The sequence below is a fragment of the Saprospiraceae bacterium genome, from assembly GCA_016719615.1.
Classification (GTDB): Bacteria; Bacteroidota; Bacteroidia; order Chitinophagales; family Saprospiraceae; genus Vicinibacter.
On sequence record JADJYQ010000001.1, the window covers coordinates 1,138,671 to 1,156,468 of the forward strand.

General features: G+C 38.6%; 12 protein-coding genes and 1 other RNA gene. 8 read left to right on the forward strand and 5 right to left on the reverse strand.

Annotated features, from left to right (window positions below):
- Positions 1-98: 98 nt before the first annotated feature.
- The gene (locus IPM92_04790) at positions 99-3,383 is read right to left on the reverse strand and encodes a HAMP domain-containing histidine kinase (protein MBK9107701.1); all 3,285 of its coding nucleotides are present in this window, start codon (positions 3,381-3,383) and stop codon (positions 99-101) included.
- Between the two features lie 100 nt (positions 3,384-3,483).
- Here IPM92_04790 and rnpB point away from each other — a divergent pair.
- An RNA gene (gene rnpB, locus IPM92_04795) (RNase P RNA component class A) lies at positions 3,484-3,836 on the forward strand.
- 258 nt (positions 3,837-4,094) lie between these two features.
- Here rnpB and porV read toward each other — a convergent pair.
- The 3 genes from porV to IPM92_04810 all read right to left on the reverse strand — a co-directional run bounded on the left by porV (position 4,095) and on the right by IPM92_04810 (position 9,277).
- Positions 4,095-5,333: a type IX secretion system outer membrane channel protein PorV gene (gene porV, locus IPM92_04800; protein ID MBK9107702.1), complete on the reverse strand. Its 1,239-nt coding sequence runs from the start codon at positions 5,331-5,333 to the stop codon at positions 4,095-4,097.
- Between the two features lie 108 nt (positions 5,334-5,441).
- The gene (gene porU / locus IPM92_04805) at positions 5,442-7,313 is read right to left on the reverse strand and encodes a type IX secretion system sortase PorU (GenBank protein ID MBK9107703.1); all 1,872 of its coding nucleotides are present in this window, start codon (positions 7,311-7,313) and stop codon (positions 5,442-5,444) included.
- Positions 7,268-9,277: a hypothetical protein gene (locus IPM92_04810; GenBank protein ID MBK9107704.1), complete on the reverse strand. Its 2,010-nt coding sequence runs from the start codon at positions 9,275-9,277 to the stop codon at positions 7,268-7,270. Before IPM92_04810 ends, porU begins: the two co-directional genes overlap by 46 nt.
- 116 nt (positions 9,278-9,393) lie before the next feature.
- Here IPM92_04810 and IPM92_04815 point away from each other — a divergent pair, with 116 nt between their 5' ends.
- From IPM92_04815 to murF, 3 genes are all read left to right on the forward strand, one after another.
- On the forward strand, positions 9,394-10,383 hold the full coding sequence (locus IPM92_04815; GenBank protein MBK9107705.1) for a PorP/SprF family type IX secretion system membrane protein: 990 nt from the start codon (positions 9,394-9,396) through the stop codon (positions 10,381-10,383).
- 66 nt (positions 10,384-10,449) lie between these two features.
- Entirely contained in the window at positions 10,450-11,952 is a 1,503-nt protein-coding gene (locus IPM92_04820) for an SUMF1/EgtB/PvdO family nonheme iron enzyme (protein ID MBK9107706.1), read from the forward strand.
- Between the two features lie 62 nt (positions 11,953-12,014).
- Positions 12,015-13,292 (forward strand): UDP-N-acetylmuramoyl-tripeptide--D-alanyl-D-alanine ligase, encoded by a 1,278-nt coding sequence (murF, locus tag IPM92_04825; protein MBK9107707.1) that lies wholly within the window; start codon positions 12,015-12,017, stop codon positions 13,290-13,292.
- Here the strand turns inward: murF and IPM92_04830 are convergent.
- The gene (locus tag IPM92_04830; GenBank protein ID MBK9107708.1) at positions 13,282-14,304 is read right to left on the reverse strand and encodes a hypothetical protein; all 1,023 of its coding nucleotides are present in this window, start codon (positions 14,302-14,304) and stop codon (positions 13,282-13,284) included. The two genes, murF and IPM92_04830, sit on opposite strands and share 11 nt — an antisense overlap.
- 67 nt (positions 14,305-14,371) lie before the next feature.
- On the opposite strand from IPM92_04830, the gene IPM92_04835 reads away from it, so the two are divergent.
- The 4 genes from IPM92_04835 (at position 14,372) to IPM92_04850 (ending at position 17,689) form a co-directional block, all read left to right on the forward strand.
- Positions 14,372-15,214 (forward strand): hypothetical protein, encoded by an 843-nt coding sequence (locus IPM92_04835; GenBank protein MBK9107709.1) that lies wholly within the window; start codon positions 14,372-14,374, stop codon positions 15,212-15,214.
- Between the two features lie 11 nt (positions 15,215-15,225).
- Positions 15,226-15,588: a hypothetical protein gene (locus IPM92_04840; GenBank protein MBK9107710.1), complete on the forward strand. Its 363-nt coding sequence runs from the start codon at positions 15,226-15,228 to the stop codon at positions 15,586-15,588.
- A 141-nt stretch (positions 15,589-15,729) separates the two neighbouring features.
- On the forward strand, positions 15,730-16,965 hold the full coding sequence (locus IPM92_04845; GenBank protein MBK9107711.1) for a hypothetical protein: 1,236 nt from the start codon (positions 15,730-15,732) through the stop codon (positions 16,963-16,965).
- Entirely contained in the window at positions 16,907-17,689 is a 783-nt protein-coding gene (locus IPM92_04850; GenBank protein ID MBK9107712.1) for an OmpA family protein, read from the forward strand. The genes IPM92_04845 and IPM92_04850 overlap by 59 nt, the downstream gene beginning before the upstream one ends.
- Positions 17,690-17,798 lie beyond the last annotated feature (109 nt).

The following is a 17,798-nucleotide window of genomic DNA, read 5'->3' on the forward strand; positions in this document are numbered from 1 at the left end:
GAAATTATTATCTATATTAAGAGTAACACAAATTGTGTATTGAAGTTTAGCTTCAAATGAGGATTCAATTTCATTTATTTGATCATATGCAAAAGTATTTATTGCGCATCTTCAAAATCAACAATCCGCATCAATGGAATTTCAACAAAAAAACTGGTCCCTTTTTCAGGAATGGTTTTGAAATATATTTTTCCATTCGCGAGCTCAATGATTTGTTGACACATCGCAAGTCCTAACCCGGTCCCAGAGCTTTTAGATGTAAAATTTGGAAGAAAAACTTTTGACTGCATTTCTTCGGGAATTCCGCTTCCATTGTCTCTGACACAGATGATAGCATTTTTTCCATTTGAATCCATACTAATAAAAATCTGTCCCCGCCTGGAATCCGGTATCGCCTGTATCGAGTTATTGATCAAATTATTTAAAACGCGAATGATTTGATCTTTGTCGGCAAAAACATACAATTCATCAATAGGTACGGTTAAATGAATATCAATATCTTCCCTTTTGCGAAAAAGATCGTGCACAGATGCAAGAATATCATTCAAGATTAATTTTTCGTTATGAGCTTGAGGCATCTTTGCAAAATTGCTAAACTCCGTGGCAATCTTACTTAAGCTGTCTATTTGCTCGATCAGTGTGTGGCATACTTTCTGTGCCATTTCTTTGATATCTTCTGTGCCGGTCCGCAGTGATTGCTGTAAATATTGAATAGATAGTTTCATGGGCGTCAGCGGATTTTTAATTTCATGGGCTACTTGTTTGGCCATCTCCCGCCATGCCGAATCTCTTTCTGTCTTGGCTAACAATTGTGCGCTTTCATCCAATTGATTGACCATTTGATTATAATTCTGAATGAGTTCTCCTATTTCATCTTCACTTTTCCACTCGAGCATTTCATTTGATTTTCCAAGGCGGATACTTCTGAGTTTATCCGTAAGGCTTACCAGAGGAGATGTAATGGAGTTTGCCAATAATGTTGCCAGACTCGCAGCTATTAAAAATAAAAAGACGTATATATTGAGTAAGGTATTTACAAGATTGGCAAGCCTTGCACTATAACTTAACTCGCGTGAAGCCAGGGCATCTACTTGTAATACTCCTGCTCTTTGATTATTATAAAATATATTGCGGTAAGCATATAATTCATCTGGTTTATCAGATTTTTCCAGTACAACTATATCTTCTGCATATGATGGATATTGAAAATAAAAAGCCGGATTCAGCAGTTGAATGGAATTATTATAGTGTTGATGCAAGCTTTTATCAGAATCCTCAAAGCCGTTCTCATGGAAAAATCGAATATCGAAATCCACCATTTGACTTGTTTGTTTGATTTGCGTCCGGAGAATAATTTTTGCATCATCTGCACTCCCTGCATTTCGAATCGCGGATTCTAAAAAACCACTTAAATTTCGGGTCTTACTGATCAGGTTTTCTTTAAAAATTTCGTTTTCAGATCGCTTGGTAAAAAATACGGTGGTCAAAGCTATGATGAGAAAACTGATTACAATTCCAAGTATTACATAAAATTGAATCCTGTTTTTTAAGGAGGGTTTGTCCGGGAAACTGATCTGCAAATCCTCTGGCAAAAAAGGAAACCTCTGATGTACCAGGCTGATCATATACGATATCACAATCAGCAAAGTAAACATATATGAAAATAAAGAAATGCCTTTTAAACTTGATTCCAGAGGATTACTCAAAATGAGCAATTGATTTGCTGAGGGCTTTAAATATAAAATGTCTTTGCTTTCAATATTAATATGACGGATGCTGTCTTTTTTAAGGAATTGCAAACTTTCGTCATAATTTGGTTTAAACACATTGCTGGAAAATTTGAGCAGCCTGTCTTCATAAAAATAAAAATCATAATTATTAGTATTGCAATTTTGTATGAGGTCTGCCAGACAATCCGGTTTGTTCTCATTCATGCAAGACACATAACTTGTTACCAATTGTTCTTTGACATACCTTTTTTTCTGATTTTGGTAATGAAAGATCAGACTCGAATTTAAAATGCTGATAACGATGATCCATGAAATCAGCCAAAGAATATTTTTTTGATAGTCTTCATTGAAAAAATCCTGCATCCAAATAATGATACTTGCACCTAACAAAAATGTGGCAAGCCCAATTTCTAATTTAGCCTGGAGAATAAATGGAATTGCGATGATGAGAGACAACAGAAAGAAAATAAAACGTTTGCGGAATTCAAGTTGAAAACTATAAGTACTGGTGGTGAGTTTGTTTGTAATTAAAAAAATTGCAAGGAGGACTGTAAGTAAATCAAATAATAAAATGAAATGCTGAAAATTAAATGAAAATATATTGTTGAGGTCAAAATAGTAATCTGATTTGATAAAGACAGCACTGAAAATAAAACAATAAATCACCAATGCAAATAAGGCAATAAGATAATTAAACAACACGATCAGATATCCTGTCCACCGGGGTGCAGCAAGTTGTGTGATGAGTGCATACTTATAAAAAAAGTAACTCAGGTGAAAAAACAGGCAGGAGAAAACAGTAAACTCAAAAAGCGTGTAATTATAAAAACGGGTATGAATTAATTTGTCAGTGAGTATGCTATGGTAAAAGTCATTCTGGTGAACAATCCACTGACACATGCTTGAAGTCACTAAAATGCCTAATAGCAAGATCATGTTTCCCCAAGGGTAATCCTTATGGGTGTAAAAATATCTTGAAACCTTGTGTACTGGAATGTAGAATAACAGCAATACAAAAAAGTAAAACAGAATCAAAACATTACCATAAACAGGGGCAAGAAATTCACCTTCCAAGTGAAGAATACCCAAGGCCTTTTTGGGATCCATGGGATTTCGGATGATCAGACCGGTTTTCTCGGTTTTTTCCGTTGCAATGTTGACATGGATATACGATTGATTGGCTGCTTCTAATGGTTTATAGCTGATCAGGGTATATGGAATTCCTGACTTTGAAAACTGGATCTTCTTAACAAGGTAATAGGCATCCAGGTGTTTGATAATGCGAAAGCCATTGATGCGGGAGCTTGGACTCCAAAGATCTTTAAGGAAGGCAGCTTCACCACTCCAGTATCTGGCTGAATGATTTTCAAAAACGACACAATGAAGGCTAGCCTGGTGAACGAGGTATTGTATTAATGCTGTGGGATTAAAACCCGTACTGTCCTTTCTATTTAATAAATTCTGGATTTGCTGAGACTGGGTTTGTTCTATTTTATGAAACGATTGCAGTTCCTTCTGGATCTCATTTTTTAAAAAGTTGCGGTAATCATGTTCAAAACCCGGGTAAGCCCATTCATAGACTTTGCCTAAACAAAGCAACATCAGGGCAGCTGCCCAGATCAAGTATGCATTTCTAAAAACCCTGGTATTCACAATAGAAATAATAGGTAAAATTAAGATTTAATACATTATATCTTATTTTAATGTGTTTTTACGAAAATGAACAACATAAGAAAATGGGCTAACTTTGTTCTTCCACGTCTTATCGCGCCGGTTTTACCGGTGAGGAAAGTCCGGACAATGCAGGGCAACCGCACCACTTAACAGGTGGCTCAGAATTTATTCTGACGAGAAAGTGTCACAGAAAAGAACCGCCTCAATTCGTTGAGGTAAGGGTGAAAATGTGTGGTAAGAGCACACGCTGTGTTTGAGCAATTGAACACAGGGATAAACCTTGCGGATTGAAATGCCATGTATATCCATTACCTGAAAAGGTACTCTGGCCCTGAGGTGTCATTAGACAGATGGAGGGGTAGGCAGAGCAGATAAATGATAAGATGCTTCCGTTCTGCGGAGGTAACAGAATCCGGCTTACAGTGGAATTTTGGGTGAGCGTAATGCTTGCCCAATTTTTTTTTAGGCATGTAGGAATGTAGGAATGTAGGAATGTAGGAATGTAGGCATGTAGGCATGTAGGCATGTAGGAATGTAGGAATGTAGGAATGTAGGAATGTAGGCATGTAGGCATGTAGGAATGTAGGAATGTAGGAATGTAGGAATGTAGGAATGTGGTCTCATGCAGTCATGTAGGTAAAGCTTCCTGCCTATAAGCCTAAACACCTAAATGCCTACATGCCTAAACGCCTATTCCTCCCCTGCAGCTGTGCTTTTTCCCCCACCGTCAAAATCATAGCTGATGGAGAAACGCACCGTATTAGCCAATGGACTGCGATTATTAGTTGCCGGGACTAAGTAAGAAAGATTTAGTCCAAATACATTGTATTTGACACCACATCCAAGGGTTAGAAATTTTCGGTTTCCTTTCAATTCGTGTTCGTGAAAATAACCGGCACGTACAGCGAACTGCTTATCGTACCAATACTCCAATCCTACAGAGTACATGAGTTCTTGTAATTCTTCGCTAGCACCGCCGGGTGCATCACTTAAAGATCCAAACACACCTTCAAACAAACCTTTCTCGCGGTAATCTGCTATTTTGTTATTATCGACATCGTATTCGGGGTCGCCTGGTTTGCGGGGACTTGGAATCAATAATTTATTGATTTCTATAGTTGCAGTCAATGAATTATAATCATCGAAATTCATTTCATAAGCTGCACCAATGGCTAGATTTGAAGGGATGAAATCCTTTACAACTCCTTTGGTATAAGTCACTTTAGCACCAAGGTTGGTCAAAGCAACGCCTGCATTTAAATAATTCCTCCGACCACTTGCACCAAGTTTGTTGCGATAAAAAAATCCAATATCTGCAGCAAATGTTTTAGCAGTTGTAATGGTAAAGGCACCCAAAGTTCTTCCGGTGGCAAGGTTTGAATATGCAAATTTTGCCGTCAAACTGGCCGAAAATACATCTGATAACTTTCTGGAGTAACCAGCGGCAATTTCCATTTCATTGGGCTGACCAGTACCTATGTCTACACCATTTTCATCGCGGAAATCGATCTTGCCAAGCGAAAAATATCGGATCGATCCTCCAACCGTTTGAAATTTGTCTATTTTATAATAACCAGAGGCGTATAGCAAATAAATATCGTCAATTCCTAAATTCCTCAACCATGGGGAGTAAGTAATTGAAATACCGAGATTCTGTTCTGAAAAAGCCAGCCTTGCAGCATTATGGTGCATTGCATTGGGATCAGCGGTAAGGGCTACACCTGCATCTCCGAGTCCTCCTGATCGCGTATCCGGATTGATCCTTAAAAAGGGCATTGCAGTTAAAATAGTGTTTTGAAGACAATCGCCGGTGCTGTTATCGACGATACAACCACGGTTGGGATCCCAGGTCTGAGCATTCATGTAATGAAATGAACAAACGAGAAGAATGAGGCTTAAACTACGCATAAAAGGGAAATCAGTATTCATAAGATGCAAAAGTACTACGATTTTAAATATTAAGCTTTACGATAATGTGTTCGTAAAGTTTAATTATTGACGAAAATCAATGAATAAACTCAAAATGCCTGTGTTTTATTATTTAACAAGCACCAATTTTTGAGGTGGAGATTCTTTTTTAATGATTTCACCTTCTTTTTTTCCACTAATCGTCACTTTATAAGTATAAACGCCATTTGGAATTTCAGCTCCGCCATCTTCTCTGCCATCCCACTCCATACTTATAACTCTAAAGCCATTATTTTGAATTTTCTGTTGGAGCTTGCGCACTGGTTGCCCGGATATAGCCCTAATGTCTATTTCAATGGACAATTCGGCTGCAGACCAATTAGTTTGAAACTGAAATTTCGTATATTCATTAAATGGGTTGGGATAATTATAAACGTCTTTGATCACAATCTCGTTTTCATCGATTACGAAAAACTCAACTGTACCAGTTCCAAAATTATTGGAGATATCCCATGCTGTTACTGTAATGCTGTGTTTGCCCGGCGATAATCTTGGAAGTAAATACAACAGTTCTCCTTCCAGAGGATTGTTGAGTTGGGATGTATAATATTGGTTGAGAACAATTGGGGATCTTGAATTTTGATCAATGACGGCAATCAGATCATGTCCTATGCTGTTTCCTGAAATATTGATTCCCGTATCATCACTTATTTGGGCATATAATTTGGCTTCCGGCCCACAGATACCGCCTGAAATAAAATTTGCATCGTTAATAAATGCTTTTACAACCGGTGGATTATCATCTATTAACGAATCGCTTGAAACGCCTCCAATGATTAGTTGGTCTTCATATCCGGCAGCATCACGACTGATCTCGTCCGTAGCATACAAACTGATTTTACCGCGACCAAATTCGTAATTAATATCCTTAGGAATTTTAAAACTAAAACTCCAATTGCCATCCTTCACATTTACCAATCCTTTGTAAATAATATTTTTTTGAATGGAATAGTTATCGGAATAAGAACCCGGGTCATTCGCTTTTGTGCGAAGCTGAATTTCTTTATCAAAAACAGTTATATATAGTTTACCATTAAAAGTCGATTGTAGTACATCGTTTTGGTCGGTTACAATTCCGCTCACATTGACGCGTTCCAAAGCCCGAAATGTATCAATTGCACTGCCAACCGCCTTGCCGTTGATCGTTGTGACTTTGTTTTTAAATTGTGGGATGGCTAGATGTTGAGACGGGTCTCCAAACAAAAGGAATTTTCTAGAATTTAATAATATAAATCCCGAAGAGTGTTCATTTTTTGCCCGCCGCATAATTTCTCCCAGGGGTAATGGTTTTCCGTTTTCAAATTGAAAAAGTAAATTATAAACAGAAGATGTCAGGTCAAAATTATCGTCGCTGTAAACGGCCCTGACCGTTGAAAACAGGGCTAGAAATCCGCCATTGGTATTATGCAATCCTTCCTCGCCGGCATTGGTCTTGGAGGGATCATCATAACCGTTGAAGGTACAGGAAGCAACGATGACCAACGGAAGCTTGTAATAGTTTTCAAGATTGGGTATTTCGTTGTTTTGAAATACGCGCTCTTGCGCCAATCCGGTATAACCGCCGTGTCCTAAATAATTCATCACCAGTGTGCCTTGGAAAAATGCATTGGCGATGGATTTATTCACTTCAGGATATCTTTCCCCTCCTGGTGTTGTAGTTTGGGTATAAGCATCCAAATATATTTTTTCCTGATTAAAAACAGGGTGAATGGATGCCGTTTTTTCTGCGATCGTTTCTGCCTGGTGAAAATGTATATTTGAATCTTCGTCGTCTGCAGTATATAGTGTATTTAGTTTCCAATCACCCATGGTTTTCGGGTCTTTGTCATAACGGATGATTTTGGAAACTAAATTTTTAGCCTCACTACTGTCACGAGCTACCAATCTTCCAATATTTAAATCAAGTTTTCCGGCCAGATTTTTGCCTTCTCCCGGATCCAATAATCCAAAAAATCATCACTTGGAAAAGCAGTAATGGGATCCAAACTTTCGTCTGTTTCATAACTCACTATAAAATTTTCATCAGGATCTTTTTTATTCCGATGGCGCATATCGTAACTACCGTCACCAAATAATAAAAGGTATTTAAAATCCGAATTTCTGGAGTAAAGCATCCTGCACATATTCCTGATGGCGGCAGGATCCTGTGATCCGGAAGAGAATTCATTATAGATCTGGTCCAATTCGACGGAAGTGATCCGTAAACCTGAATGCTGACTTCGGTGTTCTTGTAATTGTTCAGCTTCATTTTTAAAAGATTTATGATATACGATCAGCATATCCAACTGATCCAGACTATGTAAATTTTGGTTGCCGGTACTTCCTTTATAAATAGGAGTAGGGTAGGAGCCTGTTTCGCTAAAAACTAACAACTGTTTGTATCTTGCTTTGGTAGGAATAGCAAATTGAAGTTCACTACCGGTTGCGGGTTTAGCCTGAATGGATTGAACATCCAATGGATTTGATATATCCCAAATCAATTTTCCAGTTCCGGCATTCTCAATTCTGAATTGACTGACTTCATACTTTGCAGATACGGGATCCAAAATGTAAATAGGTTTGTCGGTCCAAATTAGCTTTTTGTAGGCGGAAATCCTGAAATGATCTAACCATCCTTCAGAATTTGTTCCGTTGATTAGAGGATATCTTATCTTGGCGCGGATCAAATCACTCACCGGCTGGAATTCATCTGTCCGGCGAGCAATGTTCGCAAATCGGCTAATACTGCTGATGGTGATCTGAAATATATTTTGGGAGACCGTTTTATCTTCTACTTCGGCGTAAACTACACTGCTCGTTGGGGCTCTTCCTGCAAATGCAAAACTGAATTTAGCTTTTTGGTTCACATCAATGTGATCGAATATGAAAGTATTCCCAAAATCAAATTCACGGGTATTACTTAATTCTTCTCCATACCAATCTTTACCAGATCCTTCACCTCCTGGATCTAAATCCAATAGGTTGACGAGATCATTTTCGTAATGTATAAAATCAAATGTTTGTTGACTGGTATAATCCGGATTTTCTGCAGATGGAATGGATGCCATTCGTTTCGAATTCGTTCCATCCAGTCTTATGAAATAAATGGACTCATCCATGTACACATTTTTGCGATAGGAATAATTTTGACTGGCAGAATCAAATGCATAACTGTCCGGACCGGCAGCATAGAATAAAATAAAATCGCCATCATCAAATTTTCCATCTGATTCTCCTTTAAAATAAATTGCATTTTCTTTTAAATCATCGATAAATGCTTCGTCATTCGATTCCGGCAACATCTGTCCACCATTTCCATAAATTTGAATGCGCCTTGGGTCAAGATTGCTCACATCTAATTTCATCGTATTGATAAAGTAGGACCTATCCAGTTTATACAGTCCGCGTTTCGGAATGCCTATTTTATGCCAGATTCCTGACGAAAGGTTTGATATTCTGGTGAATTCAGGTATTGGCACAGGACTGAATGCAGGAATGAAATTGTATTCGATTTCAAATTGATGGAGCAAATGCACCTGAGACTCCTCCAGTTTGCGAAGTGGCAGAAGTTCAATGATTCCTGTAAAATTGGATCTGGATTCTAAAACGTGGGTTTGAAGAATATAGGCATCTTTGAGTTCGTCAATTTCTGAACTTGTAAATTGTGCTTTTTTGGAAAATTCTTTTTTAATGATAAGTTTTGCTTCAAGATGTCCATTTTGAGGCAATTTAAATTCATATTTATAAAAAGGGAGTCTGCTTAATCCTGCTTTTTTAGAGGCTTGTTTAAAGCTCAAGTCGTTGAGTATGTTGCCATTCGATTCGAATGCATCAAGTTCCCATTGAAGGTTAACTTCAATCCTTTGCGATTGTGAATTTAAAAAATGAACGGCTAAGAGTAAAAAAGAGATAATTTTGAACTTCATACGTTTACAATAAATGGGGGACTAGAATTGTTTCCAAATATAAGATTAACGATTGAATGATTGAAATATTACCAAGCTTTCGCCACATTAACGCTTTCGTGTATAGAATAATGCTGATGTGTTTTATCTGGACATTTGATGTTCAGGTGCAAGCGCAGGACCCATTGTTTAGTCAGTATTATGCAATGCCTATGCATATCAATCCGGGTTTTAGTGGTATCAGTTATGCTCCGCACATCGAAATGATCTACCGAAATCAATGGCCGGTTTTGGATAAATCTTCCCCGGCTTATGTAAGCTATGCTGTAAGTTATGATCAGTTTTTTAAAGACATCAATAGCGGTTTGGGTTTTCAATTGCTTGCTGATGATGCGGGTGGTGGATTAATTAAAACTTTAAAAGCAGCATTCACTTATGGTTATCAGGCTAAAATCAGCAAAGGCAATTACCTGAGAGGAGGTATAGAGCTTGGAGGGGTACAAACGAGATATGGTTGGGACAAATATGTTTTTGGAGATCAGCTAAATCCTGAATTTGGGGCCATTTCTCCTGGAGGAACCCCATATCCCAGTCAGGAATTGCGTCCCAATAAAATACAAAGTAGCTATCTTGATATTGGAACCGGACTGCTTTATTTTAATCCCTATTTTAATGTCGGCTTTTCAGCAAAACATATTAATTCGCCGAGTAATGATATCTTGCAAGTCAATACTGCAGCGTATAATGGGATACCTATTCGGTGGGTATTACATGGAAGTGCGAGGATTGGGCTTGGAAAAAGAACATCCAGGCAGGTATTTATTAACCCTTCTTTGTTGTTTGCCCGACAATCTGAATTTATGCAAGTTAATGTTGGGGCACAATTAGAAGTTAGCACGGTTTTTGGTGGACTTTGGTACCGAATGGCAAAAGACAATTCAGATGCCCTCATCGCCGTATTTGGATTGAGAAAGGGCCTGTGGAAGTTTGCTTACAGTTTCGATTATACGACTTCGTCGTTGGGGATTGGAACAGGTGGGAGCCATGAATTGAGTATTGGAATGTATCTTGAAGAAGTATTCAAGCAGAAAAGCAATATAAGTGATTGTTTTGAAGCATTTAGGTAGAAAAAAATTCTTGTTTGTACAATAAATTAATGTTTATCTTTGTTCCCCTAAAAAGTAAGTAGTAGGATGAAAGGCAAATTTTTCCATTTAGTCTTTCTGTTGGGCTCGTTATTGATAGTAGGAGCCTGCAGTAAAAGAAGCACAGACGAATCTTCAGCCACTGGCTGGAAGTACAATGACCCTAAGTGGGGCGGATTCGAAAAAGTTGATTATCAAGGTCAAATCACAGGTCCAAACTTGGTCCTCATTGAAGGGGGAACCTTTACAATGGGACTAACGGAAGAGGATGTAACCTATGAATGGAATAACATTCCAAGAAGGGTGACGGTATCTTCTTTCTATATGGATGAGACTGAGGTTTCCAATATCAACTATAGAGAATACATTTATTGGCTGAACAGGGTATACAAATCTTACCCTGAAGTTTTCAGACAAGCATTGCCGGATACTTTAGTTTGGCGTGAAGAATTGGCTTACAACGAACCATTCGTTGAGACTTATTTTAGGTATCCATCTTATGATGAATATCCGGTGGTAGGTGTTAGCTGGTTACAAGCTGTTGAATATTGTAAATGGCGTACCAACAGGGTCAATGAAATGATCCTTATCGAAAAGGGCATTCTGAACCCAAATCCGGAACAGGTTGATGCAGACAACTTCAACACCAATTCTTATTTGGCAGGACAGTACCAAGGAAATGTTCGCAAGAATTTACCCGACATTCAAACCGGAGGAGAAAGACCTGTGAAATTTGAGGATGGAATCCTTCTTCCAGAGTATCGCTTGCCAACAGAAGCCGAGTGGGAATATGCAGCTTTAGCTTTGAAAGGCAAACAATCAGAAAACAAAGATGAATTGATCACAGATCGCAGAAATTTCCCTTGGGATGGTGCAGGAGCGCGTTACAAGAGGAGAGATAAATACATGGGACAAATTTTGGCGAACTTCAAAAGATCACATGGTGATTATATGGGTATGGCCGGTAAATTAAATGACCACGCACATATCCCTGCTCCCGCTAAGTCATATTATCCTAATGATTTCGGACTCTATAACATGGGTGGAAACGTAGCAGAATGGGTTGCAGACTTGTTCAGACCTTTAACATCAACGACTTTGCGCGATGTTGAAAATCATGACCTGAACCCTTTTCGTGGTAACGAATTCAAAGAATTGATCCTCGATGAATCAGGTAATCCGGTTGAAAAAGACAGCATAGGCCAGTTGACTTATCAAGTGGTATCTGACTCTGCTGTTGAGTTCCGCGAGAACTATAATAAAGCAGATGTTAAAAAATACCGCGATGACGATGATGAATTGATCAAATATCAATATGGAAAATCTTCTTTGATCAATGAAAAGTCGCGGGTATACAAAGGAGGTTCCTGGGCAGATCGCTTGTTTTGGTTATCACCCGGAGCCAGAAGATTTAAAGATGAAGATAAATCTGACCGTACCATCGGTTTCCGTTGCGCGATGACGCGTACAGGAGGACCCGAAGGAAATGATGATGCAGGTGGTCTTGATTTTAATCGCAAATTGCCTCAAACGAAAAGAGACTATAAATAAATTACAGTCATTTCTAAAAAAACAATTAAACTCACGGCAATTTTTGCTGTGAGTTTTTTTTTATGAATTATCCGGAATCTTATAACAGGTATTTACAACAAGACAGAAAAATATTTACGGATAGCAGAAATGTTATTTCCGGTGGCGTCTTCCTTGCCCTGAAAGGTCCTCATTTCAATGCCAACCAATTTGCTTTATCTGCCTTAGATCAAGGAGCCGCTTATGCCATTGTAGATGAAGATCTGCCCTATCATCCGGGTTTGATTCGCGTCGAAAATTGTTTGCAGGAGTTGCAAACCATGGCTCAATTAAATAGAAAACTTTCGAAAGCCAGAATCATAGCTATAACTGGAAGTAATGGCAAAACGACTACTAAAGAACTTTGTTATAGCATTTTTTCTAAGGGCTTTGAGACCCTTGCAACGATTGGAAATCTAAACAATCATATTGGTGTCCCACTTACTCTTTTGCGCATTACGGATCAAACGGAAGTAGCTATTATCGAGATGGGCGCAAACAGGACAACTGAAATTGACGAGTTATGTCAAATAGCAGATCCAGATGTTGGATTAATTACCAGTATAGGAAAAGCTCATTTAGAAGGATTTGGTTCTTATGAAGCGATCCTAAAAACCAAATCGGAATTGTTCCGATATCTAGATATCAAAAAAGGTGCCTGCTTTTATAATCTTAATGATGACTCCATTCGAAATATTTATACAAATGCAGATCATCATATCAGTTTTGGCGACGAACAATGGGCAGCTATGATCACAGGACGATTGATTCAGGAATTGCCGGATATACAATTAGAATTCCAGGGTGAGCGAATACATTCAAAGCTCATGGGAAAGTATAACTATTGCAACATCCTTTGTGCTTGCGCATTAGCATCCTGGTTTGGAATCGAAACCAATAAAATAAAGACAGGTATAGAGGCTTATGTCCCAACGAACATGCGTTCAGAATGGAAGATACACAATGGGTGTAACATATTATTGGATGCCTATAATGCAAATCCGAGTTCGATGCATAGCAGTTTAGAAACATTTGCTAATATGGATCTCCCTAACAAATGGGTGGTGCTGGGTGAGATGGCAGAATTAGGAGATTATTCTGAAGAAGAACACTTGCATCTCATTCATTTTGCAAGCACCAAAAATTTTAATAAAGTTATTTTTATTGGAACAGCTTTTCAAAATATTCAAGAAAATGATCAACTCAAATATTTTACCACCAATGAAGATTGTAAACTTTGGCTTCAAGAAAACTGGCCTGAAAGTGCTGCCATTCTTATCAAAGGTTCTAGATCATCGCAACTTGAAAAACTTATCCGTTGATCTTTTCTAGTATTCTTTTTGGAATTTGATCTTTTGCAGTAAGCATATATTCTTCATAAGAGCAGGGTATGAGTTGATTGGAAAACTCATTGTCGACCAGAGGCTCTTCAAACCACCATTTGCCGGATTGTTCAGATTTGTAAAAATTCAGAACATAGTCAATATTGTGCAGGTGTACCTGATAGTTGGTCAGTTGATGTCTTTGAAGCGCTTGGTCGAGCTGTTTTAAATGACAACCTTCCCAAAAATACCATACCATTTGAGCAACGAGTTCTGCAGTAATATCTCTTTCATCTTTTTCTGAATTCCAATCAGAAATCACAAAACATTTGTTTCGATCAGACATTCCGGCCATTCTTGACAAGGCTGCTGCTTCTTCTGCATATAAACCACTTGGATTTTGTGAAGTAGTTGCCGGACAATCAGCAGCACGAACTGCATTCAAATCAAAATATATAAATTCAGAAGAACGAATATACGGATCTGCACAGCTTGCATTGTTGCGCAATTCACCCAATCGAATACTTTGGGAAATTCCTTTTGTTCCTGGGTTTAAGAAATGTCGTTGGAGCCCTAAAAAGTGCATCTCCTTTAAATACATACAATCCTCTTGAATTTTGTGTGTGAGCAAAGTTTTATCGCTCACGATACTTAACCTATATGGATTGTAATGCACTGACCACTGTTTTTGAACGGCTGCAATCCATTCTGCACCGGCACCGGCAAGAATGACAGTTTTGTTTTCTACATGCATTAAATGATAAAGCATGTTCGTATTTTCTTCAAGTTGTTCCGGATACAATTCACCACCATAACATATACCATCTTTATCAAAATAGGCCGATGACAAATTTTCCAATCTCTGCATCATTCGATTTCCTTGTTCAGAATGTACATTAAAAAGTATCCATTTTGAATTTGGGTTTCGGTAGTAATTTGCAGCTTGATTTGCAAAAATGCCAGCAAGATCTGAGCCAGGATCCAAAAATCCATGTGAAGAATTTGAATGCATAAACGAAATTGTGGAACAAATATACATATTAATTATTTATTTAATATGTTTTAAAGAAATTATAAGTATGAATGCGTTAGATCGATATTTAATCAAGGCGCCAGAAATCATATTCGAGTGGAAAGATCCGGAATCGGAAGCGATCGGATGGGTCGTCATCAATTCACTCAAAGGCGGTGCGGCAGGTGGTGGTACTCGCATGCGGAAGGGCCTTACTAAAACTGAGGTCGTTGAACTCGCTAAGACCATGGAGGTCAAATTTAATGTTTGCGGACCTGGAATCGGTGGAGCGAAATCGGGAATTAATTTTGATCCCAATGATCCGCGTAAAAAAGAAGTGTTGTCCCGTTGGTTCAAAGTTATAAGTCCCTTGCTGAAAACTTATTATGGAACGGCAGGCGATTTAAATGTGGATGAGCGTTTGGAGGTGAGTCCGATGTTGCAGGAGATTGGAATTATGCATCCGCAGCAAGGTGTTCTCACGGGCCATTATGCCTTGAATGCAGAAAAAAGTGCCCTCCGTTTGAATCGTTTAAAACAAGGTACATCCTTGCTTTTGACGAATCCCAATTTTGCCCCGTTCAAAGCGGGATCACCTTATTCCACGGCAGACATTATAACCGGTTTCGGAGTGTATTCTGCGATTAAAGCCTATTACCAGCAGATTTCTTCAAGCGGAATCAAAGACAAACGATTTTTTATTCAAGGCTGGGGAAATGTGGGAGCTGCTGCAGGATGGTACTTGTCAAGAGATGGTGGGAAGATCGTTTTGATTCAGGATCGGAATTCTTATTATTTGAATGAAAGGGAGCATCCTTTGAAGATATTGATAAACTTTTATGGAAAGAAAGGGAAATACCTTGCTCCAGGTACAAGGAAAGGAAGGCCAACTAGCTGCATCCCAGATTGAAACGCTCAAAATTGATGCATTCATACCAGCAGCCGCCTCAAGACTTGTTGACCCGCGAATTATCCAACGGTTTACTCCGACAGGGACTTGAATTGATGGTTTGTGGGGCGAATGTTGCTTTCGATGAAGAAGAGATCATTTATGGTTCATTGTCTCGGGAGCTCGATGAAAAAGTAGCCATTATTCCTGACTTTATAGCAAATTGCGGGGTCGCTCGACTTTTCTCTTATTTGTTATCTGGTGAAGGCCCCATTGAAGAAAATGCGATTTTTAATGATGTAGATCAAATTATTTCCAAGGCAGTTTGCAGAATTACAAATGATGGGCAAAAATCCAATTTTTTGATCCAAAATGCATTGGACCTCTATTTGTGATTAATTACATATTATGCTCATTATAAGCAATATATGTATCTAGTAATATTTTTATATAAACTTTAGCTAAAATGGCCGGGTTTTTGCATAACTTTGTTAGGACATATTTTTTGCCCATATCCTTTGACCAAAGTTTTCCGCATGAGGCTACGATTATCCATTTACTTTTTACTTTTTATTGGTTTGAACTTAGCGTTTGGGCAAAATCATGCAGTTCCACCATCCTCTGACACTGTAGTAGTTGTAGTAGATACATTCAAGGAAGGAAGAACCCCACTTATTGAAGAAAAGCCAAACCAAGCCGTTCAAATTCAACAAAACCTGGACGTTCAATCTTCACCTCCAACGATGTCTGCACCTCTGCTTCTGAAAGACCAAGATAAGAATGTGGTGTTAGGAACCATCGTAATGGATACTTCTAAAAATGACCTTCAACTGGGTGGTGCAGATGCTCAGTGGAAATCAGGAAAGGCAAAATATCCTCCGAAGCCGAAGCATATGTGGGAAATAGGTGTGGGTGTTGGAAATTATTTTATCAGTGGTGATGTAGATTATTGCCTTCCGGGTTATGGATTTGCTTTACATGTAAGACGTGCATTGCATTATGCGTTTTCAATACGTGCTGATTTATTTTATGGCATCGCTTATGGCTTAGAACCACAACCATACAATTCTTCTCTCGACAATGAGCAGGAAGTTTTCTATGGTTACGGTACTAATGCCGGTGGCAATTCCTGGTTTCCTTCCTATCGCACAAAATATTTATCTGCAAGTTTGCAAGGGGTACTCAATATTGGTAACATCTTGTTTCATAAGGATCACAATGTTTGGAATTGGTATATGTTTGTAGGTTTGGGATTAGATCACCACAAGACAGAACTGGATTTAAAAGATCAAAATGGGGTGTATAAAAATCTTGTGCAGTTGACCGGATTTACGGTAGATCGTTTTAACACCAGTAAGGGAAGATCTGAGATCAAAGACAAAATAGAAAATATATACGATGGAAAATATGAGACGAAAGCCTATGAGCAAAAAGGCATTTTTCGTTTTGGCGATGATTACAATGCCCATGTGTTATTTCAGGCAGGTATAGGTCTTGCCAGAAAAATAAACAGGCGAATAAACATAGCGCTCGAGCATCAGATAGGTTTAACTGATAATGATTATCTCGATGGCATCAGATGGAGAACGAACCTTGATCAAACAACTGAAAATGACGTTCAACATTTTACCAATTTAAGGTTAGCGATTAATCTTGGTAGCTTTAAAAACAAAAAAGGAACCTCTGTATTGGTTGAATCCATTGGATGCAGTCATGTCGGATATCGCCGATTTAAAGCAAAGACCTATATACGATCCTACAGATTCAGATAATGATGGTATCATAGATTTACTGGATCAGGAAAATGAAACTCCTGCAGGTGCAGCAGTTGATACCAGAGGCGTGACTTTAGATAGTGATAAAGACGGAATTCCAGATCATTTGGATGCGGAACCGTATTCTCCTCCAGGTTTTGGTGTAAATGACAAAGGAATTGCCAACGTTCCACCAACTATTAATGAAGGAGATGTTCGAAATATACTCGACAAGAGATTGGGTATACCGCCCGGCACCAAAGACGGCGATGCAGCAAAAGCTTTGTTGAGCAATGTAGAGTGGTTCTTGCCAATGGTGCACTTCAATTTAGACGAATATTGTATACTTGAAAAATATGCGCCTCAGTTTGCCAGCGTTGCCCAGGTCATGAAAACACATCCAGGTTTGAAGATCACTGTCCATGGACATACTGATATCAGGCATTCAAATGCATACAACAAGGTATTATCCTACAATCGAGCGAAAGAAGCCATAGATTATATGGTCAATACCTATGGTATTTCACGGGATCGTTTTATTTTGATGTATGGCGGTGAAGAACATCCATTGGGCGGACATCAGTCCAACCACCTCATCAACCGCAGAGCAGAGTTCAGAGTTGCTTCTCCCGATGATAAAGAAATGGAAAAACCAACAGGACCTAATGCTGGTGAATGCCACAAAAAGCGTGGACGCAAACTTACCGTGCCTGTTCAGAAAGAATCAGGAACCCAGAAATAAAATAAGAATTAAGAAATTATCGGGTATTTTTTGTTAATTTGGGATGGCCTGATTGGATTGGGAATCAATTCCCTTTTTAGTTTTTCCAGTAGCCTTAATATTTGTTTGA